Source organism: Actinoplanes derwentensis (genome assembly GCF_900104725.1).
GTDB lineage: Bacteria > Actinomycetota > Actinomycetes > Mycobacteriales > Micromonosporaceae > Actinoplanes > Actinoplanes derwentensis.
Map to the genome: position 1 here is coordinate 10,036,632 of NZ_LT629758.1, position 26,695 is coordinate 10,063,326.

Annotated in this window: 20 protein-coding genes; 13 read left to right on the plus strand and 7 right to left on the minus strand. The window is 69.2% G+C overall.

All coding sequences use genetic code 11. The features are described from left to right. Window positions 1–166: 166 nt before the first annotated feature. Window positions 167–868 carry a helix-turn-helix transcriptional regulator gene (locus BLU81_RS44910; protein ID WP_092558559.1) on the minus strand — a complete coding sequence of 234 codons (702 nt, stop codon included), beginning with the start codon at window positions 866–868 and terminating at the stop codon, window positions 167–169. An 82-nt stretch (window positions 869–950) separates the two neighbouring features. Then, window positions 951–1,190, minus strand: a complete 240-nt coding sequence (locus tag BLU81_RS44915; protein WP_373873342.1) for a DUF6457 domain-containing protein — start codon at window positions 1,188–1,190, stop codon at window positions 951–953. Between the two features lie 280 nt (window positions 1,191–1,470). On the opposite strand from BLU81_RS44915, the gene BLU81_RS44920 reads away from it, so the two are divergent. The 5 genes from BLU81_RS44920 to BLU81_RS44940 all read left to right on the plus strand — a co-directional run bounded on the left by BLU81_RS44920 (window position 1,471) and on the right by BLU81_RS44940 (window position 9,472). Continuing rightward, window positions 1,471–5,115: a nitrate reductase subunit alpha gene (locus BLU81_RS44920; RefSeq protein WP_373873345.1), complete on the plus strand. Its 3,645-nt coding sequence runs from the start codon at window positions 1,471–1,473 to the stop codon at window positions 5,113–5,115. Next, window positions 5,115–6,710, plus strand: coding sequence for a nitrate reductase subunit beta (narH, locus tag BLU81_RS44925; RefSeq protein ID WP_092555529.1), 1,596 nt, complete (start codon window positions 5,115–5,117; stop codon window positions 6,708–6,710). Before BLU81_RS44920 ends, narH begins: the two co-directional genes overlap by 1 nt. Beyond that, window positions 6,710–7,336, plus strand: a complete 627-nt coding sequence (gene narJ / locus BLU81_RS44930; protein ID WP_092555531.1) for a nitrate reductase molybdenum cofactor assembly chaperone — start codon at window positions 6,710–6,712, stop codon at window positions 7,334–7,336. Before narH ends, narJ begins: the two co-directional genes overlap by 1 nt. After that, window positions 7,333–8,109 carry a respiratory nitrate reductase subunit gamma gene (gene narI / locus BLU81_RS44935; RefSeq protein WP_092555533.1) on the plus strand — a complete coding sequence of 259 codons (777 nt, stop codon included), beginning with the start codon at window positions 7,333–7,335 and terminating at the stop codon, window positions 8,107–8,109. Before narJ ends, narI begins: the two co-directional genes overlap by 4 nt. 163 nt (window positions 8,110–8,272) lie before the next feature. After that, on the plus strand, window positions 8,273–9,472 hold the full coding sequence (locus BLU81_RS44940) for an MFS transporter (RefSeq protein ID WP_373873344.1): 1,200 nt from the start codon (window positions 8,273–8,275) through the stop codon (window positions 9,470–9,472). Between the two features lie 281 nt (window positions 9,473–9,753). Here BLU81_RS44940 and BLU81_RS48960 read toward each other — a convergent pair whose 3' ends face one another. Both BLU81_RS48960 and BLU81_RS44945 read right to left on the minus strand, forming a co-directional pair. After that, window positions 9,754–9,891: a hypothetical protein gene (locus BLU81_RS48960; protein ID WP_157752041.1), complete on the minus strand. Its 138-nt coding sequence runs from the start codon at window positions 9,889–9,891 to the stop codon at window positions 9,754–9,756. Window positions 9,892–10,086: 195 nt separating this feature from the next. Further along, window positions 10,087–11,934 (minus strand): serine/threonine-protein kinase, encoded by a 1,848-nt coding sequence (locus BLU81_RS44945; protein WP_092555537.1) that lies wholly within the window; start codon window positions 11,932–11,934, stop codon window positions 10,087–10,089. Between the two features lie 321 nt (window positions 11,935–12,255). On the opposite strand from BLU81_RS44945, the gene BLU81_RS44950 reads away from it, so the two are divergent. The 4 genes from BLU81_RS44950 (at window position 12,256) to BLU81_RS44965 (ending at window position 18,977) form a co-directional block, all read left to right on the plus strand. After that, window positions 12,256–14,592: a PAS domain-containing sensor histidine kinase gene (locus BLU81_RS44950; RefSeq protein WP_092555539.1), complete on the plus strand. Its 2,337-nt coding sequence runs from the start codon at window positions 12,256–12,258 to the stop codon at window positions 14,590–14,592. Then, a complete protein-coding gene (locus BLU81_RS44955) occupies window positions 14,582–15,487 on the plus strand; it encodes a transporter substrate-binding domain-containing protein (RefSeq protein ID WP_092555541.1) in 906 nt (301 codons plus the stop codon). Before BLU81_RS44950 ends, BLU81_RS44955 begins: the two co-directional genes overlap by 11 nt. Window positions 15,488–15,898: 411 nt before the next feature. Continuing rightward, the gene (locus tag BLU81_RS44960) at window positions 15,899–16,357 is read left to right on the plus strand and encodes a response regulator transcription factor (RefSeq protein WP_092555543.1); all 459 of its coding nucleotides are present in this window, start codon (window positions 15,899–15,901) and stop codon (window positions 16,355–16,357) included. Further along, window positions 16,332–18,977 (plus strand): ATP-binding protein, encoded by a 2,646-nt coding sequence (locus BLU81_RS44965; protein WP_157752042.1) that lies wholly within the window; start codon window positions 16,332–16,334, stop codon window positions 18,975–18,977. The genes BLU81_RS44960 and BLU81_RS44965 overlap by 26 nt, the downstream gene beginning before the upstream one ends. Window positions 18,978–19,330: 353 nt before the next feature. Here BLU81_RS44965 and BLU81_RS44970 read toward each other — a convergent pair whose 3' ends face one another. Further along, the gene (locus tag BLU81_RS44970; RefSeq protein WP_092555547.1) at window positions 19,331–20,155 is read right to left on the minus strand and encodes an SAM-dependent methyltransferase; all 825 of its coding nucleotides are present in this window, start codon (window positions 20,153–20,155) and stop codon (window positions 19,331–19,333) included. Window positions 20,156–20,577: 422 nt separating this feature from the next. Here BLU81_RS44970 and BLU81_RS44975 point away from each other — a divergent pair, with 422 nt between their 5' ends. Next, window positions 20,578–21,195, plus strand: coding sequence for a DUF4360 domain-containing protein (locus BLU81_RS44975; RefSeq protein ID WP_373873343.1), 618 nt, complete (start codon window positions 20,578–20,580; stop codon window positions 21,193–21,195). Window positions 21,196–21,922: 727 nt separating this feature from the next. On the opposite strand, the gene BLU81_RS44980 is transcribed toward BLU81_RS44975, so the two are convergent. Both BLU81_RS44980 and BLU81_RS44985 read right to left on the minus strand, forming a co-directional pair. Further along, window positions 21,923–24,154 carry a relaxase domain-containing protein gene (locus BLU81_RS44980; protein ID WP_157752043.1) on the minus strand — a complete coding sequence of 744 codons (2,232 nt, stop codon included), beginning with the start codon at window positions 24,152–24,154 and terminating at the stop codon, window positions 21,923–21,925. A 303-nt stretch (window positions 24,155–24,457) separates the two neighbouring features. Then, window positions 24,458–24,847, minus strand: a complete 390-nt coding sequence (locus BLU81_RS44985) for a low molecular weight phosphatase family protein (RefSeq protein WP_092555553.1) — start codon at window positions 24,845–24,847, stop codon at window positions 24,458–24,460. 47 nt (window positions 24,848–24,894) lie between these two features. On the opposite strand from BLU81_RS44985, the gene BLU81_RS44990 reads away from it, so the two are divergent. The 3 genes from BLU81_RS44990 to BLU81_RS45000 are packed head-to-tail and all read left to right on the plus strand — an operon-like array spanning window position 24,895 to window position 26,062. Beyond that, window positions 24,895–25,383, plus strand: coding sequence for a Chromate resistance protein ChrB (locus tag BLU81_RS44990; RefSeq protein WP_092555555.1), 489 nt, complete (start codon window positions 24,895–24,897; stop codon window positions 25,381–25,383). Next, window positions 25,380–25,811 (plus strand): chromate resistance protein ChrB domain-containing protein, encoded by a 432-nt coding sequence (locus BLU81_RS44995; RefSeq protein ID WP_092555557.1) that lies wholly within the window; start codon window positions 25,380–25,382, stop codon window positions 25,809–25,811. The genes BLU81_RS44990 and BLU81_RS44995 overlap by 4 nt, the downstream gene beginning before the upstream one ends. Further along, entirely contained in the window at window positions 25,808–26,062 is a 255-nt protein-coding gene (locus tag BLU81_RS45000; protein ID WP_231953834.1) for a chromate transporter, read from the plus strand. The genes BLU81_RS44995 and BLU81_RS45000 overlap by 4 nt, the downstream gene beginning before the upstream one ends. The last annotated feature ends 633 nt before the right edge of the window (window positions 26,063–26,695 follow it).

The following is a 26,695-nucleotide window of genomic DNA, read 5'->3' on the forward strand; positions in this document are numbered from 1 at the left end:
GCAGGGCCGTGCCGCTGACGGCGTGTGATGGTGGGTGGAACCGTCGAGGGACACTGGTCAGGCGGTGATCGCCGCCAGCCCGGCACCGAACGGGTGCGCCCGGCGGGTGGCGTGACCGTGGTGGCCGCGGTGACGGTGATCGGGGTGCCGGCGACTCCGAACACGGTCACCGTGTGCCGTCGGGGTCGGCGGGTGCGAGCCGCGGCAGGTGCACGACACAGGCTGTCGGGGCTCCGAAGGGCTCCAGGATCGTCTCGCCGGCGGGCGCGCCCCGCTGTTCGAGGACGCCTCGGATGACGCCGGCGTGCAGCCCGCACATCGCGTCCGGATTCTGCCCGACCAGGTCCAGGAACGGGCAGGTGTGCAGATGGACCCGGGTGCGCCCGTCGCCGGGGTCCGGCTGGACGGCCGGGTCGAACCCGAGACCGTCGAGGACTCTGGTCACCGCGGCGATCGGGTCGTCGCCGTCGGGGTCGGCGGCGGCCAGGTGGCGTCCCCAGTCCTGGCCGATCCGACCGGCGGCCTCGCGCACGTCGCCGCCCACCGGCGCCAGATGCTCCAGCAGCGCGACGGTCAACGACCGGTACGGCGCCGGGACCGGGCCGTCGCCGGTCGCCCGATAACGCCAGGCGGGCCGGCCGGGCAACCCGCCACTGGCTCGGGCTTTGACCAGCAGCCCCGCCTCGACGAGCCGCTCCAGGTGAGTGCGGGTGGTCGACAGGTGCTGGCCGGTGCCGGCGGCCACATCGGCGGCGGTCAGCCCGCCGTCGGCGGCGCGGACCGCCCGCAGGATCGTCACGCGGCTGTCCGATCCCAGTGCCCGGTGGCGGGGCGTGTCGATCGTCTCGCCACTCGGCCCTGTCGGCATGGTTTCCATGACACCCAACGTTACAACGGTCGAAGGCATCAAAACTCGGGGAGGGTTTGATGTCACAGCACCCCGGCGCGGCTCACAGCTCGTCCCCGGTCACCAGGGCCGCCAGCACGGCCGGGACGGTTGCGGGATTGGCCCCACGCCCGACCGCGACACCGGCCAGATAGGCGGCAAGCGGCCCGGCCGGCCGGGCCACACCATGCGCCACCACGCGAACCACGTCGAGTAGCACCTCGATCTGCTCCGCTGACAGCGGTGGCACGCCAAGCGCCCCGGCAGCGTCGGTCAGCCACTCCTGCGACTCGGCCATGGTCATGTCTGTCTCCTTCAACGCCGCCGGCCGGATGGACTCGTCACGCTGATGATCTGCGACCCCGGAGGTACGGATCACCAGGGCCGAACGTCCCGTACGTAGAGATCAGCGGGGCCCGCCGACAGTGATTGCGGACTTTGGTCCCGTTCGAGGGGGGACCATGGCCACCGGAATTCGTCGAAGTGCGTGGGCAGTCTGGTGGGGTGCCGCGCTACCGCCTGGCACCGACCGGATCGGGCCGGTCGCCGCTGCGACGCAGGAGACCACCGTGTCAGCACAGCGCATGCCGGACGCCGCACAGCACCCCACGACCGATCATGTCCCCGGCGCGGCGCCACTGCTCGCCGCCCGGCGTTTCCTCACCCGTGAGACGGTCGGCGACCACGGCCGCACCCTGCACCGGGTCGACGACAGTGAGTGGGACGCGTTCTACCGCGACCGCTGGCGCTACGACAAGGTCGTCCGGTCCACCCACGGTGTCAACTGCACCGGCTCCTGCTCGTGGAACGTGTTCGTCAAGGACGGGCTGATCACCTGGGAGCATCAGGCCACCGACTATCCGACGACCGGGCCGGACTCACCCGACTACGAACCGCGGGGCTGCCCGCGAGGGGCGAGTTTCTCCTGGTACGAGTACTCGCCGTCGCGTGTGCGTCACCCGTACCTGCGTGGTGTTCTGGCCGAGATGTTCCGGGAGGCGCGGCAGCGCCTGGGTGACCCGGTGGCCGCGTGGGCCGAGATCGTCGAGACGCCGCTGAAGGCACAGGCCTACAAGTCGCAGCGGGGTCGCGGCGGTTTCGTGCGGGCCTCCTGGGAGGAGGCGATCGAGCTGATGGCGGCCGCACACGTCTACACCGTCAAGAAGTACGGCCCTGACCGGGTGGTCGGTTTCTCGCCGATCCCGGCGATGTCGATGGCGTCGTTCGCGGCCGGCACCCGCTATCACGCGCTGCTCGGCGGCACCCTGCTCAGCTTCTACGACTGGTACGCGGACCTGCCGATCGCGTCCCCGCAGATCTGGGGCGACCAGACCGACGTGCCCGAGGCCGGCGACTGGTGGAACGCCACCTACCTGATGATGTGGGGTTCGAACATCCCGGTCACGCGTACGCCGGACGCGCACTTCCTGGCTGAGGCCCGGTACAAGGGCACCAAGGTCGTCGCGGTCAGCCCGGACTACGCGGACAACGTGAAGTTCGCCGACGACTGGCTGGCCCCGCATCCGGGCACCGACGGGGCGCTGGCGATGGCGATGGGCCACGTGATCCTGACCGAGTTCTTCCGCGACCGTGAGGTCCCGTACTTCACCGACTATGTTCGCAGATACACCGATCTGCCGTTTCTGGTGACGATCGTGGACGGCAAGGCCGACCGGTTCCTCACCGCCGCCGACCTGGGCGAAGCCGACGGTGAACACAAGACCGTCCTGATCGACTCCCGCACCGGCGAGTTGATCGTTCCCCACGGATCCCTGGGCCACCGTTACGGCGAACCCGGAACGTGGAACCTCGACCTGGGCGGCGTGGTCCCCGCCCTGGGTGTCGACAGCGACGAGGCGGCCGAGATCGAGATGGCACGCTTCGACATCGGCGACACCGAGGGCGGCACCACCATCCGCCGCGGCGTCCCGGTCCGCCGCATCGGCGAACACCTGGTCACCACCGTCTTCGACCTGGTCATGGCGACGTACGGGGTGAAACGCGGCGACCTGCCCGGCGAATGGCCGACCGGCTACGACGACGCGGACTCCCCGAACACCCCGGCCTGGCAGGAGAAGATCACCGGCGTCGACGCGACGCTGGCGGCCCGGATCGGCCGGGAGTTCGCCCGCAACGCCGAGCGCAGCAACGGCCGCTCGATGATCGTCCTCGGTGCCGGCGCGAACCAGTGGTTCCACTCCGACATGACCTACCGGGCGTTCATCTCCCTGGTCACGCTGACCGGCTGCCAGGGGGTGAACGGCGGTGGCTGGGCGCACTACGTCGGCCAGGAGAAGGCCCGCCCGATCACCGGCCAGCAGCACATGAGTTTCGCCTTCGACTGGCAGCGGCCGATGCGGCATCAGGCGTCGACGCCGTTCTGGTACCTGCACACCGACCAGTGGCGCTACGAACGGATCCCGGCCGACGAGCTGTCGTCGCCGCTGGGCACCGGCCGGTTCGCGGGGATGGCGTTCGCCGACACGGTCGCGGCGGCCCAGCGGATGGGCTGGAGCCCGGGCCACCCGTTCTTCAACCGCAATCCGCTCGACCTGGCGACCGACGCCGCCGAGGCCGGCAAACCGGTGCAGCAGTACGTCGTCGAGTCGCTCACGGACGGCTCGTTGAAACCGGTGGCCGAGGATCCGGACGACCCGGCGAACTTCCCGCGCTGCCTCACCCTGTGGCGGGCCAACCTGCTCGGCTCCTCCGGCAAGGGCAACGAGTACTTCATGCGTCATCTACTCGGCGTCGACGGCACCGCGACCGCCACCGAGTGCGGCCCCGGCGAGCGCCCCCGCGACGTGACCTGGCGCGACGACGCGCCGGTCGGCAAACTCGACCTGCTGACCGCTTTGGACTTCCGGATGACCAACACCGGCCTGCACTCCGACCTGGTCCTGCCGGCCGCGACCTGGTACGAGAAGCACGACATCTCGACCACCGACATGCATCCGTTCGTGCACGCGTTCAGCCCCGCCGTCGAGCCGCCCGGTGACGCGCACACTGACTACGACACGTTCCTGGCCCTGGCCGACAAGGTCAGTGAACTCGCCGTCACCCACCTGGGCACCCGCATCGACGTGCTGGCCGCGCCGCTGCAGCATGACACCCCGGACGAACTGGCGATGCCGAGCGGCCGGGTCCGGGACTGGAAGTTCGGCGAGTGCGACCCGGTCCCGGGCAGGACCATGCCGAAGCTGATCGAGATCGAGCGCGACTACACCCTGATCGGGGCGAAGATGCGCACGGTCGGCCCGCTGATGGACAAGCTCGGCACCACCACGAAGGCGATCACCGTCGACGTGACGACCGAGGTCGACTACCTCAAGCACCAGAACGGGGTGATCGACGGCCGTCCGTCACTGGCCACCGCCGACCGGATGTGCGAGGCGATCCTCAGCTTCTCCGGCACCACCAACGGGCGGGTCGCCCACGCGGGTTTCGAGGAGCTGGAGAAGCGCACCGGCCAGAAGTTCACCGACCTGATCGAGGGCCACGAGACCGATCGGGTCACCTACTCGCAGACGCAGCAAGCACCGCAGCCGGTGTTCACCAGCCCGGAGTGGTCCGGTTCGGAGAAGGGCGGCCGCCGCTACTCCCCGTTCACGATCAACGTCGAGCGCCTCAAGCCGTGGCACACGATCACCGGCCGCCAGCACTTCTTCATCGAGCACGACTGGGTGGCCGAACTCGGCGAGCAACTGCCGGCGTTCCGGCCGCCGCTGAACATGGCCCGGCACTTCGGCAAGCCCGGCGACGCCGTCGACGGGGGAGTGACGGTACGGTTCCTGACCCCGCACGCCAAATGGTCGATCCACTCGATGTACCACGACAACGAGCTCATGCTGGCGCTGTCGCGGGGCGGCCCGGTGATCTGGATGAGCGTCCAGGACGCCGCCAAGATCGGGGTCCGCGACAACGACTGGGTCGAGGCCCACAACCGCAACGGCGTCGTCGTGGCCCGCGCCGTGGTCTCCCACCGGATGCCCGAGGGCACCGTCTTCCAGTACCACTCGCCGGAACGCACGGTGAACGTCCCCAAGGCCGAGAAGTCCGGTAAACGCGGCGGCTACCACAACTCGATGACCCGGCTGCTGATCAAACCGACCCACCTGGCCGGCGGGCACGCCCAGCTCACCTACGCCTTCAACTACTACGGCCCGATCGGCAGCCAGCGCGACGAGATCACCGTGATCCGCCGCCGTACGCAGGAGGTGCAGTACTGATGCGCATTCGAGCGCAGGTCGCCATGGTGATGAACCTGGACAAGTGCATCGGCTGCCACACCTGCTCGGTCACCTGCAAACAGACCTGGACCAACCGTGAGGGCACCGAGTACGTCTGGTTCAACAACGTCGAGACCAAGCCCGGCATCGGCTACCCGAAGCACTACGAGGACCAGGAACGCTGGAAGGGCGGCTGGAAACTCGACAACAAGGGCCGCCTGGTGCTGCGCAGCGGCGGCCGTGCCAAGCGGCTGTCCCGGATCTTCGCCAACCCCGACCTGCCGACCATCGACGACTACTACGAACCGGCCACCTTCGACAAGGACATCCTGGTCAACGCGCCGGCCGGCCTGACCGACACCCCGGTCAAGCAACCGTACTCGACACTGACCGGCGAGCCGATGGCCATCACCTGGGGCGCCAACTGGGAAGACTCGCTCGGCGGCGACACCTTCGACCAGGACCCGAACCTGAAGAACATGACCGAGAAGGTCCAGTTCGAGTTCGAGAAGACCTTCATGTTCCACCTGCCGCGCATCTGCGAGCACTGTCTCAACCCGGCGTGCGTCTCGGCGTGCCCGTCCGGCGCCATGTACAAGCGCGAGGAGGACGGCATCGTCCTGGTCGACCAGGACCGCTGCCGTGGCTGGCGGATGTGCGTGTCGGCGTGCCCGTACAAGAAGGTCTACGTCAACCACGCCACCGGCAAGGCCGAGAAGTGCACCTTCTGCTTCCCACGGATCGAGGCCGGACAACCGACCATCTGCTCCGAGACGTGTGTCGGGCGCCTGCGCTACCTGGGCATTCTCTGGTACGACGAGGATGCCGTCCTGGCCGCGGCATCGGTTCCCGACGAGGGCCTGCTGGACGCCCAGCGCGCCGTCTTCCTGGACCCCCACGACCCGGCAGTGCAGCAGGCCGCCCGCGACGCCGGCCACCCGGACGAGTGGATCGAGGCCGCGAAGGCGTCGCCGGTGTGGAAACTGATCAGCGAGTACCGGATCGCGCTGCCGCTGCACCCGGAGTACCGGACACTGCCGATGGTCTGGTACGTGCCGCCGCTGTCCCCGGTCCTGGACGCTGTGGGCGCCGCCGGCCGCGACGACACCAACGCCGACGACATCTTCCACACCATCGACGACCTGCGGATCCCCGTCGCATACCTGGCGTCGCTGTTCACCGCCGGCGACACCGCGACCGCTGGCGGCGTGCTGATGAAACTGGCCGCGATGCGCTCCTACATGCGGGCCCGCACCCTGGACGGCACCGTCGCGAGCGACCTGCTCGACGGCATCGGCATGACCGGCGAGCAGGTCGAAGCCATGTACCGGCTGCTGGCCATCGCCAAATACGACGAGCGTTACGTCATCCCGGCGGCGCACGCCAAGGACGCGGCGGCGCTCGAGGCGCAGGCCGCCGCGAACGGCGACTGCTCGCTCGATTGCGAGGGCGGTCCGGGCATGGGCGGCGACGCTGCGGCCGAGCGTTTCCACCTGGTCGACGCCGAGCAGGTACGGCCGGGTCGCCCGAACCTGTTCAACCGGCGCGGCGACGGCCGACTCGGGCTCAGCATCAACCCGCTGCGAGGCCGCTGATGAACCGCTCCGACCTGTTCCAACTGACATCGTTGCTGCTCACCTACCCCGACGAGGAACTACTGGCGGCCGGCGACGAACTGCGCGCCGCCGCGGCCGGCGTCGACGAGCTGGAACGGTTCGTGCAGTGGCTGCTCACCGGCACCCGGACCGAGGTACAGCGGCACTACGTGCAGACCTTCGACCTGCGCCGCCGGTCCGGGCTCTACCTCACCTACTACCTGCACGGCGACACCCGCAAACGCGGGATGGCGCTGCTCATGCTCAAGCAGCGGTACCGGGCGCACGGGCTGCACCTGGCCGACGGGGAACTGCCCGACCTGCTGCCGATCGTGCTGGAGTTCGCGGCCACCGTCGGGCCCGGCGCCGGCGAAGCCCCGCTGCGCCAGCACCGGCAGGGGATCGAGCTGCTGCGCGCGGCCCTGCACGACGCTCGTACGCCGTACGCGCTGATCCTCGATGTCATCTGTGCCGTGCTGCCGCAACTGACCGGCGAAGATCTCGCCGCGCTCACCGCTCTGGCCTCCGACGGGCCTCCGGTGGAGACCGTAGGTCTCGACGCGGTGGGCCTCGGGCCCGACCTGTCTCCCTACCCTGCCTGCGGAAACGCGGAGGTGTCCCGATGAACGCCCTGATCTGGATCGTGCTGCCCTACGCCTGCCTGGCCGTCTTCACGGCCGGTCACGTGTGGCGGTGGCGCCACGACCAGTTCGGCTGGACCACCCACACCAGCCAGCTGCTGGAGAATCGGCTGCTGCGGCTCGGCTCGCCGCTGTTCCACCTGGGCGCCTTCGGGGTGATCGGCGGGCACGCGATGGGCCTGCTCATCCCCGCCTCGTGGACCGCGGCCGTCGGCGTCTCCGAGCACACCTACCACCTGGTGTCGGTCACCGGCGGCACGATCACCGGAATCATGCTGGTGGTGGGCCTGGCGTTGCTGATCGCCCGCCGCTTCGTCAACGGCCGCATCCGGCGGGTCACCACAACCATGGACAAGATCCTGTACGCCGCCCTGGCCGCCATGGTCGTGCTCGGCATGAGCGGCACCGTGGTGATCAACCTGTTCGGCGACGGGTACGACTACCGGGAGACGATCGCCGTCTGGTTCCGTGGCATCTTCTGGTTCCAGCCCGACCCGTCGCTGATGAGCGGCGCCCCGCTGGTGTTCCAGCTGCACGCGATCGGCGGGTTCCTGTTCCTGGCGCTCTGGCCGTTCACCCGGCTCGTGCACGTTTGGTCGGCGCCGCTGGCCTACCTGTGGCGCCCGTACGTCGTCTACCGCGGCCGCCGCACACCCGCCCCCGCGCCGCAGCCGGCCCCGGCCGCCGTGCGTGACACCGCCCAGCCCACGGCCGACGCCGACACCCACGGCCAACAGGCTGTCACCACGAGATCCTGACCGGCCTACCGGCCCGGCCACGGTCGGGACCAAAGCCCCTGGAAACCGTCGAACTGCCACAGAAATCTCAGCCGTAAGTCCCAGCGAACAGTGCCTTCGCTCCCGAGCGGGCACCCCACGACGAGCCGTGGAGACCACCATGAGCACAGTTCCACAGAACCGGGTGAGCCAACCGGCTCGGCAGGCGACCCCACAGGCAGCGCTGATGCTGGCATTGGCGACCATCGGCTTCGCCGTCAACTTCTGGGCCTGGGCCCTGCTGAGCCCGCTCGCCACCCGATTCGCCGCCGCCCTGGACCTGACCTCGTTCGAACAGTCGCTGCTGGTCGCCGTACCGGTCGTGGTGGGCTCGCTGGGCCGCATCCCGATCGGCGCGCTCACCGACCGATTCGGCGGCCGGGTCATGTTCCCCCTCGTCTCCCTCGCCACCATCGTTCCCGTGCTCTACCTCGGACTGTCCGGCCACCAGTCGTTCCCGGCCCTGCTGACCGGCGGGTTCTTCCTCGGCATCGGCGGCACCGCCTTCGCCATCGGTGTCCCCTTCGTCAACGCCTGGTTCCCGCCGGAACGCCGCGGCCTGGCCGTCGGCGTCTTCGGCATGGGCATGGGCGGCACCGCGATCAGCGCCCTCACCACGGTCAAACTGGTCGACGCACAGAACCTACAGACCCCGTTCCTGCTCACCGCCGCAGTCCTGGCCGTCTACGCCGCCGTCGCCTGGCTGCTGCTGCGCGACGCCCCGCAGCGCGCCACGCCGGCCACCTCGCTGGCGGCCCGCCTGCACACCACCCTGCGGCTGCGCATCACCTGGGAGGCCTCAGCGCTGTACGCGGTCGCGTTCGGCGGCTACGTCGCCTTCTCGGTCTACCTGCCCGCCTACCTCAAGAACGCCTACGGCCTCACCCAGGCCGACGCCGCCAACCGGATGGCCGGCTTCGTTCTCCTCGCGGTCCTGATGCGCCCGATCGGCGGATGGCTGTCCGACCGGTTCGCCCCCAGCCGCGTCCTCGCCGCCGCCCTCAGCGTCGTCGCGTTCGGCGCCGTCATCCAATCCCTCACCCCCGCGCTGGCACCTGTCGGCACCGCCGCGTTCCTCGGCATGGCCGCCGCCCTCGGCACCGGCAGCGGCGCCACCTTCGCCCTGGTCGCCAAACAGGCCCCGGCCAACCAGGTCGGCTCCGTCACCGGTGTCGTCGGAGCAGCCGGCGGCCTCGGCGGCTTCGTTCCCCCACTGATCATGGGAACCATCTACGGCAGCTACCACTCGTACGGACTCGGCCTGGCCCTGCTCGCCGTGGTCGCGCTCGCCGCCCTGCTGCTGGACCTGCTCTCCATCGGCCGCCGGGAAACCGTGATTCCATGACAGTCGAAGACCACAGTGAGCCTGCAGGGCTTGTCGGAGTCTGCGACCAGCGGTTGGTGGATCTCCGCGAAACCGCCGTGGGCTCCGCGGCGGCGGGCGTCGGACTGCGCGTGCTGCGGCCCTGGACCGCTGCCAACCAAAGTCGGAGTTCTCCTACGTAGGGCTCGCCTCTGCGAGGTGCTCGATGCCGATGTTCAAGGCCGGCCACAGGATGCCACCGGGGCCTGGTCGGCGTTGCGGACGATCACCACAGGGGTGTCGCGGTCAACCAGCCGGCCGAGTCAGGTCGCGAACGGGGCGCGCAGCGGGATCGCGATCGCACCGTAGATGTGGTCGGCCGCGATATCGGTGACGGAGGAGGCCCGCGGTCGTGCCAGGTGATCGGCCGGTTCGGCCTCGCGGTCGGCCAGGCTGATCACCAGCCGGTGTCGCTCTCGAACGGGTGTTGATCGCGTCGGCGACCAGCGCGATGCCGCTCGCTGCCCATGTGCCGGACACATCGGGTTGTGCCGATTCGATTCCGGCTCCATGGGTCGTCGGTTTGCGTTTATCGTGGGCCCGACTCAGATGCAGGAAGGCCGTCCATCTCGGGGCTGTTCGACCGGTCGGGTGATTCAGGCAGTCGGTACCTTCAGGTCGGGGTCGGTGCCGAGGCGTTTGTAGGTTTCGTATGTGGCGCCGTCGTTGAGGGCGAGGTTGTCGGTGGAGCAGGTGTACGGATAGGCCTCGGACTGTTTCGGGTAGACGGTGACCGGTAGCTGTTCGCCGTTCTCGGTGATCTCGAGGGTCTGCTTGCTGACGATCTCGGTGAAGGTGAGCACGCCGTTGTCGGTGCTGGCCTGCTGGTCGCGGGTGCCGCGGATGGTCTCGGCGTACCGGTTGCCGTTGGTGGTCGCGGTCAGTGGCGTGGATCGGGTGTAGTTGTCGGTGGACTTGCCGTCCGGGTGGATCCGCCTGATGACGTCCTTGGCGCCGGTGACCGAGAAGACCTCGGTCCGGATCTTGAGTTTCTTGCTGAAGGTCACCGACTGCCAGGTGCCGACCAGGCAGTCGTCGATGACGGTGTCGTCAGGCCCCGCAGGGGCTACAGGGTTCTCCGCGGCAGTCGACGGTGGTGTCGCCTGCCCGCTCTCGGCAATGGATGGCGATCCGGCCGCCGATGGCGTCGCCTGGCTGACGGCACCGGCCTCCAGAGTGGGGCCGGTGGTCGTTTCGTTGTCCGCGATGATCAGGCCGGGATAGTAGACCGTCAGCAGGGTTGCGGAGAGCGTGAGCACGACGATCGCGGCGACGGTGATGCCCATGGCGGGCTTCCACCGGCGGCGTGTCCCGGCAGCCGGTTCGGAATAGGCCGGGAGAGGTGTGGCATCAGTTCGCGGGGCTCCGGTCGTCCACGCCTGGGCGAGCGTGGTGGCCGTTTCCGGGATGGCGTCCTCGCCTCCGGTACCGGCGGTCACGGTCGCGTTGTCACGGTGCGGCAGGGTCGGGGATGCGAGTGTCGGCGCCGGTGCGACAGCCGTGGGGTTCAGGCCGGAGATGTTCGGGTCGTCGACGTGGCGCCGCAGGAACGGCAGCCGTGTCCGCGGGCGCGGGGCGGTGTTGCCGCCGCGTTCGGCGTTGTCGAGGATCCCGATGGCGTTCTGTAGCAGGGTGCGTGACTGCTCGATGTTCAGCCGGCGGGCCGGGTCCTTCTCCAGCAGGCCTTTGATCAGGGGCCACAGCCGTCCGGCGTGCGCCGGCGCGGCGGGTCGATGGTCGAGGACCGCCATGAGCGTGGCCGGGGTGCTGTTGCGCTGGAAAGGTGATGCGCCGGTGACCGCGGTGTACAGGGTCACCCCGAGAGCCCACAGATCGGACGCGGCGGTGGCGGGCAGCCCGTTGATCCGTTCCGGCGCCAGATACGCCGGTGAGCCGACCATCTGGCCGGTGGCGGTCAGCGCGGTCTCGTCGTAGACGGTGGCGATCCCGAAGTCGGTCAGCACCACCCGGTCCTCGGCGAGCAGGATGTTGGCCGGTTTGACGTCGCGGTGCGCCACCCCTTCACGGTGCGCCGCACGAAGCGCATCGAGCACCTGGACGCCGACCTCGGCGGCCTGCCGTTCACTGAGCAGACCCTGCGCGGCGACGACATCGGCCAGCGAGCGGCCGTCGACCAGTTCCATGACGATCCACGGACGGCCGTCCTGCTCGATCACGTCGTGGACGGTGATGATGCCGGGATGCCGCAGCCGGGCCGCCGCCTGCGCCTCCCGGATGACCCGGCGCACCACCGGATCGCTCGGATCGATCGGCCCGTCTCCGGCCGAGGGCAGCCACACCTCCTTGAGCGCCACCCGCCGCGCCAGCAGCATGTCGTCGGCCTGCCAGACCGCGCCCATCCCGCCCCGGCCGAGCATCCGGCCCAATCGGTAACGCCTTGCGACAACCCGCTCCGAGCCCGTACCGCCGACAGTCTCGCTCATGGCGGCGAATCTATCGAATCGATGCCCTGGGATGGCACTACCGGGTCATGCCGGCTCAGCGGCAGGTCCACCCAGGCGGGCAGGTGGTCCTGCCGCCAGTGACACGACGATGGCGTCGACCCATGAGCACCGAGTGTGGGCGCCCCTTCGACGGCCCCGGCACTCACCACCCGGGCACTCAGCTACACGATCGTTCAGCGGTGACCGCATCTTCCTATCGTGAAGTTCTTTGTCTTATTCAGGACTTTAGTACCATTCTGATGTTTCACTGATCCCACTGCCCAGTTGGTGGGCTATACCCGTGTCAGGGGTGATGCGGCTATGGCACGTCAGCTGGCGGTACTGCGCCGGGGACAGCAGGCGCTGCCGTGGGTCGGCGGCACTGCCGCCCTGGCAGTGATGCTCGGCGCGTGGCTCTGGTCCGGCGCGGTGGCGCGCCATGACGAAGCGACTGCCGTGGATGCCGCGCTCGCGGTCGACGTCCGGGCCGTCGAGAATGAGCTGGCCCGTTACGCGGACGTCCTCGCCGCCGGGGATGCCACCCTCGCGGCGAGTGAGGAGCACGGCAGCGCCCTGGCCGCCGTCTCCGGTGATTTCGACCTACCGCATCGATACCCTGGTGTGCTGGCGATCCTCGTCCTCGATCGTTCCGGGACGGCCGTTGTCGTTCGCGCGGCGCATCCACGGTCCGATCGAACCTATTCGATAGGTGCCGACCTGGTGACGGTGCCGCAGGCGGCGGCAGCCTTCGCCGTCGCGACACAGGCCAGACGCCCGGCGCTGAGCGGCCCGATTCCGGGCCGTGACGGTATGGCCGACACCGTCCTGGCGATCCGTGCCATCGGTGCGGGCCGGTACGTCGGCTTGCATCTGGACCCGCAGCGATTCCTCGACGGCCTGTATGGTCGCGCCGATGTGACCGGTAAGGTGCGCATCACCGACGTGTCCGGTCCGCCCACGCTACTGGCCGCGTCGGTGGACGACGGCCGGCCCTCGGTGCGGACTGCCGAGGTGGCAGCGTACGGCCGGCGCTGGCAGGTCGGCTACACCCCGATGGGCGCTGCCGGCGGCTCGGGTGAGCGGACCTATCGGGCGTTGCTGCTCACCGTCACCGGTCTGCTGTGCCTGGTCCTGCTGGCCACCGTCGTCGGCCAGGCACGGTCCCGGCGCCGTGCGGTGGGATTGGCCGAACAGCTGTCGGAGAGCGAGGCCCGCCGCAACCGTCTGATCGACACCTCGCCGATACCGATCCTCGAGGTCGGCCCCGGCGGGAACGTCGAGTACGAGAACGCGGCAGCCGCCCGACTGCTCGGCCACCCGCCAGGCGCGATCCTCGGCGGTCCGCTGAACCTGATGGTGCACCGTGACGACGACGGGCCCGGCCCGCTCAGCGTCACCGAGGACCTCGACGGCGAGCCGATGACCATCGAGACCGCCGCCGGACCCCGCTGGGTCATCGCCTACTGCACCGACACCTTCCGCGGCCGGGGTCGGTTGCTGTTGCTGTCCGACGAAACCCAACGCCACGAACTGCAGGAACAACTGGCACAAGCACACCGGATGGAAGCCCTGGGCCGGCTCGCCGCCCGGATCGCGCACGACTTCAACAACCTGCTCACCCCCATCGGCGGCTACCTCGACCTGGTCCTCACCGGCGGAAACGAACTCGCCGACGACGACCGCGACGCCCTCACCGAGTGCCTGCGTGCCACCGGGCGGGCCGCCGCCCTCGTCGACCAGATCCTCGCCATCAGCCGTCAGCAGCACCACAGCACCGACACGGTTACCGACGTCGCCGCCGCGGTGGCGTCGATGAGCGGACTGTTGCGGCGCATCACCGGCCCGGACCGTCGGCTCGAGATCAGTCTGCCGCGGGAGGGAACCGGGCGTCCGTACGCGGCGATCGAACCCACGGCGCTCGAGCAGGTCCTGGTCAATCTGGTCACCAACGCCCGTGATGCCACCCCCACCGGGGGCCGGATCACGGTCGCCGTGACGGTCGGCGAACGTGTGCTGGTCAGCGTCACCGACACCGGCACCGGAATGGACGCCGAGACCCTCGGCCGGGTCTTCGACCCGTTCTTCTCCACCAAACGCGACCACGGTGGCACCGGCCTCGGACTGGCCACCGTGCACGCCATCGCCGACGGCGCGGGAGCCCAGATCAGCGTCGAGAGCACCCCCGGACAGGGCACCGTCCTCACTCTCGCTCTCGACCTCCACGACGCCCCGCCGTCCAGTCTCGTCGCCGAGCCGGCCGCGGCCAGCCCACCGGCCAGGGCCGAGCACCAGACCGTTCTGGTGGTCGAGGACGACCCGCAGGTCCGTCAACTGACCCAGCGCATCCTGCAGCGGCAGGGCTACCGGGTGCTGGCGTGCGGATCCGCCGAGGAAGCCGAGAAACGCTACATCGACCAGCGATTCACGATCTCGATCCTGCTGACCGACGTGATGCTGCCCGGCATGAGCGGCCCGGAACTCGCCCGCGCCATCGCCCGGCTCGACCCGGGCCTTCCGACCGTCTTCATGTCGGGATATTCCGACGGTGAACTCACCGACCAGGGACAGGTTCCCGCCGGCACCACCCTGCTGACCAAACCGTTCTCCGCCGCTGACCTGACCCGGATCGTCGCGGAGGCACTCGCCGATGCCCCATGAGCCGCGCCCTGATCCCGCGCCGCCGACACCGTGGACACGCCGCCGCGTCCTCGGCACCACCGCCCTGGTGTCCGCCACGCTGTTGTCCGGTTGTCCTCGCCACGACGAGCCCGTACCAGGCGACGCCCTCGCCCGGCTGCGCCGGACAGGAGTAGCCCGCCTGGCCGTCGCCGGTGAGGAACCCTTCGGCTTCGTCGACGCCGACGGCGAACTCACCGGCGCGATGCCGCAGATCGCACGGCAGGTCCTCGCCGCGATCGGCGTCGCGCGCATCGAACCGCTGGTGATCAGTTTCGACAGTCTCATCGACGCCGTCCTGTCCGGCAGCGCCGACATCGTCGCCGCCGGCATGTCCATCACCGCCCCGCGTTGTACCCGGGTGGCCTTCACCCGGCCGGACTTCCTGCTACCCCAAGCGCTCGGCGTCCGCGGTGGCAACCCTCTGGGCCTGACCGACTACGACTCCATCGCCGCTCAGCCCGGCATCAGGCTCGGGGTCCTCGCCGGTGCCGTGGAGACCGGTTACGCAACCGCAGCGGGCATACCCGCCGAACGGATCATCGCCTTCACCGGCCCCGACCAACTCACCACCGCCGTGATAGCCGGCGACATCGACGCCTTCGCCCTGACCAGTCTCTCGGTCCGCCGGCTGGTGGCCACCGCCGCACCCGCAGCCCTCGACGTCACGCCCAGTTTCACACCCGTCGTCGACGGCACACCCAGACTCGAACGCGGCGCCATGGCCTTCCATCCCGAAGCCGGCGACCTCATCGACGCCTACGCTGCCGCGGCCGCCGATCTGCGCCGTTCCGGTGCCATCACCCGCATCCTGCGCGTTTGGGGATACGAGGATCAAGAGATCGCCGACGACACCGAGAAGGGCTGCTCACCGTGAGCACATACCGCACGAGGGACCACTTCCGGGCCTCGCGGCGCTGCTCGGCGCTGATCGTTTTCCGCGACGTGTGCAGAGCGGATCACCGCCGGGACTGTAAAAAGTTGACAGTCCCTCACCGCCGGCAACGGCTGCAAGGCGTGTCGGCGAGTCGCCCACTGCCCGGGGCAGGCATGGGTGGGTTGGACCGGCACATCGTCGGAGATTGTCCCGCGTGAAGGCGGGGCGCGGGCCATCTCTGGCGGTTGTGGTCCGGGAGTGGCCTTAGAGGTGACAGCCTGATCACCTCATGCCGGTGAGGTCGCCAACTGTTTCAGAGTGCCGGGTTGGTTGCCGTTCTGCCTTCGACGGTGCCGGCGGTCGCTGGGGCTCCGCGAGGGGCGAGTCATCGTGGCAGGGGAGGAAATCTTGGTGAATCAGAACCTGGTCGTGATCGCTGAAGATGATCGTGAGGTTCGTGACGTATTGTCCTTCGCGGTCGAGTCGGCGGGCCACCGGGCGATCGGTGTGCGAGACGGGCGAACCGCGTTACGGGTTCTTCTGGTCGCGCGGCCGGTTGCCTTGATCACGGATGTGCTGAAGCCCGATATGAACGGTTTGGAACTGTGCCGTCTGGCGCGTGACAGCGGTGACGGGCGGACCGCGATCCTGATGGTGTCGGCCAATGCCCATCAGCATGACATGCGGGCGGGGCTGCGTGCCGGTGCCGACAGATACCTGACCAAACCGGTCATATCCCAGCAGTTGGTCGCTGAGATGCGTGACGTGATCACCGCGAGAGGCACCGTCGCGGCGATTACCGCGCCGAACGGGGCGGCCGGTATCGGAGACAATCCGCGGGGGCTTGAAGGCGCTCCTTCTGCCGGGTAAAGCAGTTTGGTGCATCGCCTGGGCTGCTGTGGGACGCGTTGTCGTAGACGGGGTCATTTGCTCGGAGGCTTGCTCCGAACCGGGTGAGTTCATGTCGCTGGCGTGCTCGGAGGTCGAGATGACGGTCGGCAGGTCGTTGACGCGCACGGCTCTGTTCGCGCTGTGGTATGCGTTGGCCGCCGTGGCCGGGCGGATGACGGTCATGGACGGCACGAATTTGAGCATGGTGTGGCCCGCGGCCGGGGTTCTGGTGCTGTGGTTCTGTGCGCAGCGGCGCGCCCGCGTGCGGTGGGCGGATGCCGCCGCGCTGGTGGCTGTCACGGTCATGGTCAATCTGGCGACCGGGGCCGACGGTCGGCTCGTGGTGGTGTTCGTGGCGGCCAACCTGGCGCAGATCACGGTGTTCATGTGGCTGTTTCGCCTCTGGCAGCCGACGCTGTGGGGCGCAGGGGGGCAACAGGTGCTGAGCCGGTTGCGGGATCTGTGGGTGCTGCTGGGCGCTGCCCTGGCCAGCACCAGTGCGGGCACCGCGATCGGCGTCACCGGTTTGTGGCTGATCAACGGACCTGTCGGGTGGCAGCCGGGTGCGGTGTGGCTGGCCCGCAACACCACCGCTGTCCTGCTGATCGGCGCTGTCGGGCTTCGTGTCGGCTACGCCTGGCACACCCGGCCCTCCGCCGGAACGTGGTCCGGTGCCGTGCGGTGGGCCCGCGCGGCGTGGCAGGACGCCGGCCGGTGGCGAGTGGCCGAGTACACGGCGATGCTCGCCTGTTCGGCGGCGGCGTGCGGGTTCGCGTTCGCCGTGGTCCACGGTCTGCCGGTGGCGTTCGCGTTGATCGCGGTCACGGTATGGGTGGCGCTGCGTACGCCGACCACCTTCGTGGTCTGCCACGATCTGGTGGTGGGCGCCGCTGCGGTGTTGTTCACCCTGTCCGGGACGGGCTCGTTCGCCGCAATCGGCGATCACGCGAGCCGGGCTCTGGTCGTGCAGGTGTTCGCCGGCATGGTCGCCGTGATCGGATTGGCGCTGGCCTTGGGCCGCGACGAACGCCGCACACTGATGACACAACTGGCCGCGGAGAAAGAGGAAGCAGCACTACGCGCCGCCACGAACCGGGCGATCATCGACTCGATGGCCGACGGGCTGGCCGTGATCGACGCCGACGGGCGGGTGCTGGTGCGTAACGCGGCAGCCGTCCGGTTGCTCGGTGGCCGGACCAGCCCCGGCGATCAGGTCACCGACGCCTCCTACTACGGCCTGTTCCATCCCGACGGCAGCCCGATGGCCAACCACGAAACCGCCTACGCCCGGATCATCGCCGGCGAGGAGCACGCCGTCGGCGAGATGCTCGTACGCAACCCGGAGGTCCCCGACGGCCGGATCGTGACGGTGACCGGCACCCGCCTGACCGACGACCACGGCGCCGTGCGCGCCGTGATGCTGGTGCGCGACGTCACCGTCGAGCGCCGCCACCGCGACCAGTTGCGCCGGGCCCGCGACGCCCTGCAGCAACAGCAGGCTTATCTGACCCAGGTTCTCGACGCCATTGACGTCACCGTCATCACCTGTGACACCGTCGGCGCCATCGTGCACGCCAATCGCAGCGCCCGCCAGGACCTGCCGGATGCCGCCACGGCAGGGCAGGTCGGTACGGCCCTTACCGGTGGCACTGCGATGACTGCCGAAGACACCCCACTGATGCGGGCCCTGCGCGGCGAGCACGTCGACGCCATGGCGGCCGAGATCCGCCTGCCCGACGGCAGCACCAGAGCGCTGTTGGTGCATGCCCGCCCGCTGACCGATGCCACCGGCGCCCTGATCGGCGCGGTCACCGCCGCTCACGACGTCACCGCACTGCGCGAACGTGAGGCCGACCTGCTGGCCTTCGCCGGTGTCGCCGCCCACGATCTGAGCGCACCCCTCGCCTCGGTGGCCGGCTACGCCGAGATCCTCGAAGACGAACTGCCCGCCGACACCGACCCGAACGTGTACGAGGTGCTGGAACGCATCAGCGGCGGCGTGGACCGGATGCGGCGGCTCATCGATGATCTGCTCGCCTACGCCACCGCCCGCGACGCGGCCCTGAAACTTCAGGCAGTCGATCTCGCCGTGATCGTCGCCGAGGTGATCGCCGAACGCACGGCCCATCTACGCGCCACCACTCGCGACGGCCCTCCGGTGCTGTTTCCCGACATCTACACCGGACCGCTGCCGGCCGTGCACGCCGACCCGGCCATGATCCGCCAACTGTTCGACAATCTGATCGGCAACGCCCTCAAATACACGCTGCCCGGCCAACCCGCCCGCATCGACATCTCCGCCCACCGACGCGCCGGCGACACCCACCACCGCATCGTGATCGCCGACCGGGGCATCGGCATCCCCGACGCCGAGAAGCCCCACGTGTTCACCTCGTTCCGCCGCGCCGGCAACCACGGCAACCGGCCCGGCACCGGCCTCGGCCTGGCCATCTGCCAGCGCATCGTCGACCGCCACCACGGCACCATCGCCGCCGGCGACAACCCAGGCGGCGGCACCCGCATCCACATCACCCTGCCCGCCGCCGATCAGCCCCACACCGCAACGGCATCCGACCTGTCCGACGCAGGCCGACACTGAACGGCCGGCAATCCCGTAACGACAGGCCGGTCGAACGACCGACGCGTGGATCATCCTGCTATCTCGAACAGGCTGACGTGGTGCTGGCACTGCCGACGGCGCAACACCTGACCGACCAGGGCCAGTGGCAGCAGGAACGCCACCCATCAGGACCTCAACGGCCCCGCACCCGCCGCACGCCGGGATCCGGCCCGGCGCGACCTTCGGATGTCTTGTCACGAGGGTGGGCGGACGACGCGGACCCGCACTCCGAGATCGCCGGCCGGATCCGATGGCTGGGCGGTGTGCCCGGCCCGCGAGCGCCCTGGCTTTCGTTGAGAGCCCCGCAGCGTACGGCCCGGAGCTACGGGGGTTCAGCGTTTGCGGGCGAGGCCGGCCCAGTAGTAGGCGGCGTTCGGGTCGGCGGGGGGATCGCCGTCGGGCTGCCAGGCCATGACCGGCACCAGGCCCGGGTCGACCAACTCCCAGTCGGCGAAGAAACGCCGCACGTCGGCGTGATCGCGGGGGACCAGGGTCATGCCGGCGCCGTTGGCCGCCTGCACGATGGCGTCCATGGCCGTTGGGTCGAAGTCCTGACCGGGATGGGTGATCGCCAGGTAGCTGCCCGAGGGCAGCGCATCCAGTAGGGTCCGCACGGCCGTCCACGGGTCGTCGCTGTCGCGGGCCAGCATGAGGACCGCGATCATGAGCAGGGCGACCGGCTGGGTGAGGTCGAGGACCTGACGCAGGGCCGGGTGAGCGAGGATCTCGGCGGGCCGGGTGAAGTCCGCGTCGAGGTAGACGGTCCGTCCGGCGGGGTCGCTGACCATCAGCGCCCGGGCATGGACCAGGACCAGGGGGTCGTTGTCGACGTAGACGACCCGGCAGTCCGCAGCGATGTCCTGGGCGATCTCGTGCACGTTCGGCCGGGTCGGGATCCCGGTGCCGATGTCCAGGAACTGCCGGACACCCGCATGGGTCAGGTGGCGCACGACCCGGTGCATGAAGGCGCGGTTCTCCTGGGCCATCTGCGGGATCTTCGGGATCGCCTGTGCGAACCGCGCGCCCATCTCCCGGTCGGCGGCGAAGTTGTCCTTCCCGCCGATCCACCAGTCGTACATACGCGCCGAGTGCGGAACGCTGGTGTCCAGCCCCGCCGGTACCTGCCCGTCCTGACGGCCGGCCCCGCCGTGTGTCATGCCATGCCCCATTCATACCCGTCTCGTACTGTCTGACCGTGCACCCTACCGGCGGACGGCGCCGGGATGCGACCCGGACAGTGTCGTTCAGACCTCACAAACCGTGACCGGCCCACACCCGACCGGTGCCGGCACCGGTCGGGTGTGGGCCGGTCACGGTCGGGTGTGGGCTGTTCGGCCGGGAGTTCACCGCCGAACAACGCCCGCTCCCTCGACCGTCAGGCTCCTAAAAACCTCTTTAACACTCGTAAGCATTAAAAAGCCACGAAAGCTGCATTGAGCGCATCAGGCATGACGGCGTACGTTTCGGCGGCAGTCAGGCCCCGACCCGACCGGGGTCGACCAGACGGCAGCACGTTCAACGACCAAAGGGGATCCCTGTCATGCGCAACGGCCGCAAAGCACTCACCGCCACCGTGGCCCTGCTCGCCTCCCTCGCGGGAGTCGCTACAGCCCTGTCGGCGACCGCGTCCACCACGCCGACACCGCCGCCGCAGAACAGCATGGTCATCGACGTGGTCTCGGCCAACGGCTCCGGCTGCCCGCTGGGCACCGCCGCGGTGACGGTGTCCCCGGACAGCAAGGCCTTCACCGTCAGCTACAGCGAATTCACCGCCCAGGTCGGCGCCGACGCCGCCGCGACCGCATTCCGCAAGAACTGCCAGCTCGGCCTGAACGTCAACGTCCCCCAAGGCTACACCTACGCCATCGCCCGCGTAGACTACCGCGGCTTCGCCCACCTGGAACCCGGCGCCAAGGCCACCCAGTCGTCGGTCTACTACTTCCAGGGCGAACCCAACACCGGCAAGACCAAACGCTCCTTCGCCGGCCCCCTCGACGGCGACTGGCAGCGCACCGACACCTTCGGCGTCGGATCCCTATCGTTCCTGCCCTGCGGCGAGAAGCGCTACCTCAACATCAACACCGAACTGCGGGTCAACGCCGGCCGGTCCGACAAACGCAAAGCCAGCTTCCTGACCATGGACTCCACCGACGGCAACCTCGACACCGTCTACCACGTCGCCTGGAAACGCTGCTGACCCAATCGGCCCGTGGCGCGGTTCCCGGTGCGGCCCGCGTCACGAGCCGGCCCATCCTGCGGCCCTTGTCCGGGCCGGCGGCTCAAATCCGGATACACAACTTGGAGGCGTGCTTCAGGCTCGTCCGTCAGTGTGTGCCCGTACAGTACGGGTTCCGGCCTGATCGTCGGCCCATACCTACGGTGATCATCGAGTCGCGATGGTGCACTGCGTTCGGTATATCGCTTTCGTCGAGCTTGTCGAGGTCAGTCTTGGCTTCCTTGGACATCACCCGCATCGTTCGTAGATGACACCACCCGCATGGATCTCATCGGTGAGATATGCGGCCCTGACGTGTTGGCGCCCCAAGCGGCGATCGTCGATGTAATATCAGAGAGCCCCCGGACGAGCTGGTCATCGATCTTGACGTGGTTGTCCTTCTCAGCGCAGACGGGCACGGGTTTCTGGCTATGGAGCCGCTGTCCGACTACGGCATCACATATCGTGTCGTCAACGCACACGGTCGGGTCCTCGACACCTCACGTCGACCTCGGCCTCGATCGCGAGGACCCGCTGGGCGACCTTCCTTTCAGGTTCACGTTGCCAAGGGCATCGCCGTGGCGCGGTTTCCGGCGGGGTGCGGGGTGGTAATTCCGGCCCGGCCGTCGACAGCCGGCCGGAGACACCGCGAAGTGCCGGGCAATGCGGGTGACCGGTCGAACTCTCGGAGGCCGGAGTAGGTGAGGCATCAGCCAGCTGGTGGATGCGGTGGCGATGTCACCTTATGCGCAGCTGATCGGGCAGGGTGGACCTGGAACCCGTCGGCCCATTGGGCAGCCGGGCCGCCGGTGTCGTGCAGTCGGCCCGATTCCCTCCGCACCACTGTCGGCTGCTCACTGATCACCACGAACTCGGTGTGCGGCCACCACCAGCCGGTGCGTGAGGCGGCGACGAAGTCACTCACCACCGCGGCGGCGTGGGCTGGTGCCGCCGTGCCGGTGCCGATCATCCACGTTGCCCCGCCGAGTTCAGCCGGCCAGCTGAAGGTCGGGCTCCCGAAACACCCGATCGGATACCGGTGGGCGATGCTCCCGCCGATTGCGGCGCCTCGGACGGCGAGCTCGATCGCCCGGTGAATCCCGCTCACTGCCGTCTGGACGGTCTCCTGCACGAGAATCCATCCACGTCCGGCCGCGGGGTTGGCGGCACTGATCTGCTTCAACCTGATCCCAAGCTGATCGTCGAGGTTCCCCGCAGTCGGATCGATGTAGCGGACCACTATCGGATCCGTACGCAGCCTCTTGGCGATATCGATCGCCACGAAAAGCGCAAAGGTGGGGGCCAGTACAGCGGTTAGCAGCGTCGTGATCCAGCCCTCGTCAGGGACACTGCTTTCGGGCAGCATCAAACTGGGGATCATGAAGAAGGCCAGGCCGGTGAGCACTCCCAAGGTCCCGATGACAGTCACCATGAGCGACTGCCAGAGACAGAGCAGGGGGGCGTCTCTCACGTCGACGATTTCGTCTCTGAACAGCCCGAGGCGAATGAGCAGGGCCATCGTCGCAAGGCCGCCGACAGCCCCGCCGATCCAGAGCCCATACCAGCTGAGGTCACTCTTCGACCGGTCCACCTCGATACTGTCGAGGGTCAGTGGATCACCCGGCAGGACAACCATCAGTGTCAGGGCGATGGCGGCACAGAAGACGAACCCTGTCAGGCCGAGCCGGCACACAGCGCCGAACAGCGTCCCGGCTGCCTGTCCGGCAAGGGTCTTCACCGTCCGTACCCGAGTGACGAGCGGGGTGTGTCGTTGGGCGTGTTCGGTGGCGAGCGTCTGTCCGGCCGACGGCGACGGCGCCCAGAGCACCCGGCCGTGCCAGGGCACGTCGGCATGCCCATAGCAGCGGCGTACCGCATCGACCACCTCGGCTTTCCCGGCGTCGGTGAGCGGGCCGGTAGCCAGTAGCCGATCGGCCCAGTCCTCGGCGAACCGCTTCAGCCGCTTCGTGGACGCCCGCTCGGCCCAGGGCTCGCCGGCCACCTGCAGCAGTCGCTGCGCCAGGCTTCTGCCGATGGTGCCGGCCACACGCTCGATGTCGCGGCGGTCGGCGCCGAGGGCAGACCAGGTGCCGTCCGTCCGGCGGGCCATGTTCGCCAAGGTCACGTGTACGTGCAGGCCCGCCACCGGTGCCGGGCCGCCGGACGGGCACGCCGTGCGGTGCAGGGTGATCCAGCCGAGCAGGCCGGTGGTGTCGGTGCGCCGCGGGGACCAGACCTGGCCGCGGCGGCTGCCCGGTCCGTGACCGGCCCGCTGTTGCAGCACACCCGCAGCCTCCCGAACCACGGATAGTAAAGCGGTCTGCACCTCGGCGGCGACGTCGGCGAAGGCAGCGTCGGTCATCAGGACGCCGACCGGCTCCGGCAGGATGAAGAGCACGTCGTAGCCCCGGTTGCCAGCTGCCACCCGGGTACGCGCATAGTCGCGTGCGGTCGCCAGCACGTCCGCCGGGTACAGGGCGCCCATGTCGATGCCGGCGGCCTGGGCGATGCGGGCGAGATCAGTGATCGAAGCCCGGTATTCGGGGGTGGCCTGTGTCCGCGCGCGAGCGACACCGCGCTGCAAACGGCCAAACCGCGCGACCGCGCCGGTGCCGGTGAGGCGCTGGCGGCCTGCCTCGATGGAGTCGACCAGTGGGCCGGCCGGCAGGGTGGCCCGCGGGTCGGTGGCCCTCGGCACGGTGACCAGGAGTTCACCGGTAGCCGGATGGTAACCGCTCAGCAGCGCCCGGACTGCCGCGATCTGGTGGCCGCCGACGACGGTCCCGGGTTCGAGGCCACACTCGTACAAGCCGTCTCCGAACCACTCGGCCCTGGCCACGGCCGGCCCGTCGTGGTCGTCGGGTGGTTGGTAACCGAACTGCCGCTGCAACAGGTCCTCGATCCGGGTCCCGGCCGGGCCCACCGTTGTCACCCTGATCATCCGGCCGCCCTCCCGAGAGGATCGTTCCACGCGGCGCCCCAGGAGGGCAGCCATCCATCGCAGCCTATCCGGATCCGGCCACTCGTAGAGGGGCGACGGTCATGCGGACCGGGTCGCTGATGAACCGATACTCGATGTTGGGCCGGAAATGGCGATGGAACAGCTGCGGTTTGTTGAGCATCCCATGATGGCGCAGGCCTACCGGCTACATTCCATCGACGCGCAGCGCCCGGATGCCGCCTTGGCCGTCGGCGGCACGCATCACGATGTCACCGGTGCCGGTCGCCGCGCCGGGTCGACCGGTCACGATGGCTGCGACGTTGCCAGGGTTGCGGCCAGGGCGTTCACCCGGTCACGGATCTCGGCGCACATCTGCTCGTCGAACGACTGCTGCACCAGTGCCCACCGCACGTCGGCGGTGAGCCCGTCAGCACAGTCGATGGCGACCAGCAGTTGTGGGGCCGGCACCGCTGATACCGGCCGGGGCGCCGACTCGTCCAGCAGCGCGCGTACTGGTGTGCCGGCCAGCAGCCGCGCGGCGTGCACGCTGACCTCGGTCTGCGGCTGAATACCGGCCGACAGCGCCGTCCAGCCGGGGAGGGCCAGCCCGGTGAACCAGGCCGCCGCAATGCGGCTCTTGCCCGCGCCGTGCGGGCAGACGAACAACACCGTCCGCTGCTGACGCATCGCCACCCACCCACTCCTTCCACGGCAAACGTAACCATGGTTACAGTATCCGGATGGAGCGTGTGGAGGAAACCCGGCAGTGGGCGCTGCTGTCGTACCGGATTCCCCGGGAGCCGTCGCAGCCCCGGATCGCGGTGTGGCGCAAGCTGGAACGCCTCGGCGTGGCCCGCCTGGGCGACGGCCTGATCGCCCTGCCCGCCGGTGACCGCACCCGCGAGCAGCTCGACTGGGTCGCCGAAGAAGTCGTCGACAACGGCGGTACCGCCATGATCTGGATCGCCTCGCCGGGCGACGTCGCCCAGGAACAGGCCGTCATCGACGGTTTGCGCACGGCCCGCGCCGGCGAGTACCGGGCGGTCATCGAGCAGGCCACCGCGGTTCCCGCCGACGAGGCCGAACGCATCCGCCTGGTCCGGCGGCTACGCGGCGAGCTGCGCCGCATCACCGACCGCGACTACTTCCCGCCGGCCGAGCGCGAGGCCGCTCGGATCACGGTGCAGCAACTCGCCGAGCAGGACATCACCGTGGGGGAGCGGGCATGAAGTGGGCGACCCGTGCCGGAGTCCACATCGACCGCGCCGCGTGCGCGTGGCTGATCCGCACGCACATCGACCCGGACGCGGAGTTCCTGTTCGTCGACGACCGCACCGCGGTGCCCGCCGACGCGACACCGTTCGACATGCGCGGCGTCGAACTCGGCCATCGCCGGGGTGACTGCTCGTTCGAGACGATCCTGCGCCGCTACGAGCTGCACGACCCGGTGTTGTGGAAGATCGCCGAGATCGTCCATGAGGCGGACCTTGCCGACGAGCGTTACGACGCCCCTGAAGGCGCCGGCCTCGACGTGATCCTGCGCGGCTTGTCGATGACCTGCGACGACGATCAGGTGCTGGCCTTGAGCAGCCCGATCTTCGACGGCCTCTACGAATACCAGCGCCGCGCCGTGCTACTGAACAGGACCCCCGGATGAGCCGGCCGGTCAGCGAAACCCGCGACGTCGTCCCGTTCGGGCAGGCGGTGCGGGCCTGGTTCGCCATCTCGTTGCAGACCTTCGGCGGCCCGGCCGGGCAGATCGCCGTCATGCAGCGCCACCTGGTCGACGAGCGCCGCTGGATCGGCCAGAAGCGGTTCCTGCACGCACTCAACTACTGTTGCGACACGAGGTCGCACTTTGCGAGTGGACTCGCAGTTAGGAGGACCGGCGTGATGTCGGTGGTGTAGTCCCGGGCGCGTGCTCGCTGCCTGGCCCCTTCCTTGGCGTGCGTCGCTGGTAACGGCGGGGTGCGAAGCCCGGGGGAAAGCCGAAGGATCTCCGTCCCATCGTGGAGGTCACGGGTGAGGGGCAGACCGGACGGGTGAATTGCGTGAACCTTCGTTGATGCTCCGTGAATAGTGGCTCCGCGCGATGGGATGTCGAGGCGGGGTGTTGGGACGGGCCGCCCCGAGAGGCGGCAGGCGCTGGCCGGGCACGGCATTCGGTCAGGAGAGCACCGCTGGTCCCCGGAGTAGAGAGGGCACCCACCCCGGTCGTAACTCGTGAGTGTGGAACGTGGAAACCCCGACGGGGTCCACCCGCCGCTGGTGGGTGGTAAGCCGACCGTGAGGAAGGCCCAACTCCTCGGCGGGAACAGGATGACCCGAGAAGCGAACGCCGGTGGCCGAAAGGCGACAGGAAACCGAGAGCCGCATTGCTGGTCCCTTCTACCAGGGGTTCTCGGATAACTGGCCGAATACCGGGCCTGGTGCCCGGCCGCGAAAGCGGGCTGACGCGGGTCAGGTGAGCCTGCGTGGAGACGATGACGACGAGGCCGGTACCGATGGACAAGTTAGACACCACCCCTCGGGGTGGTGAAC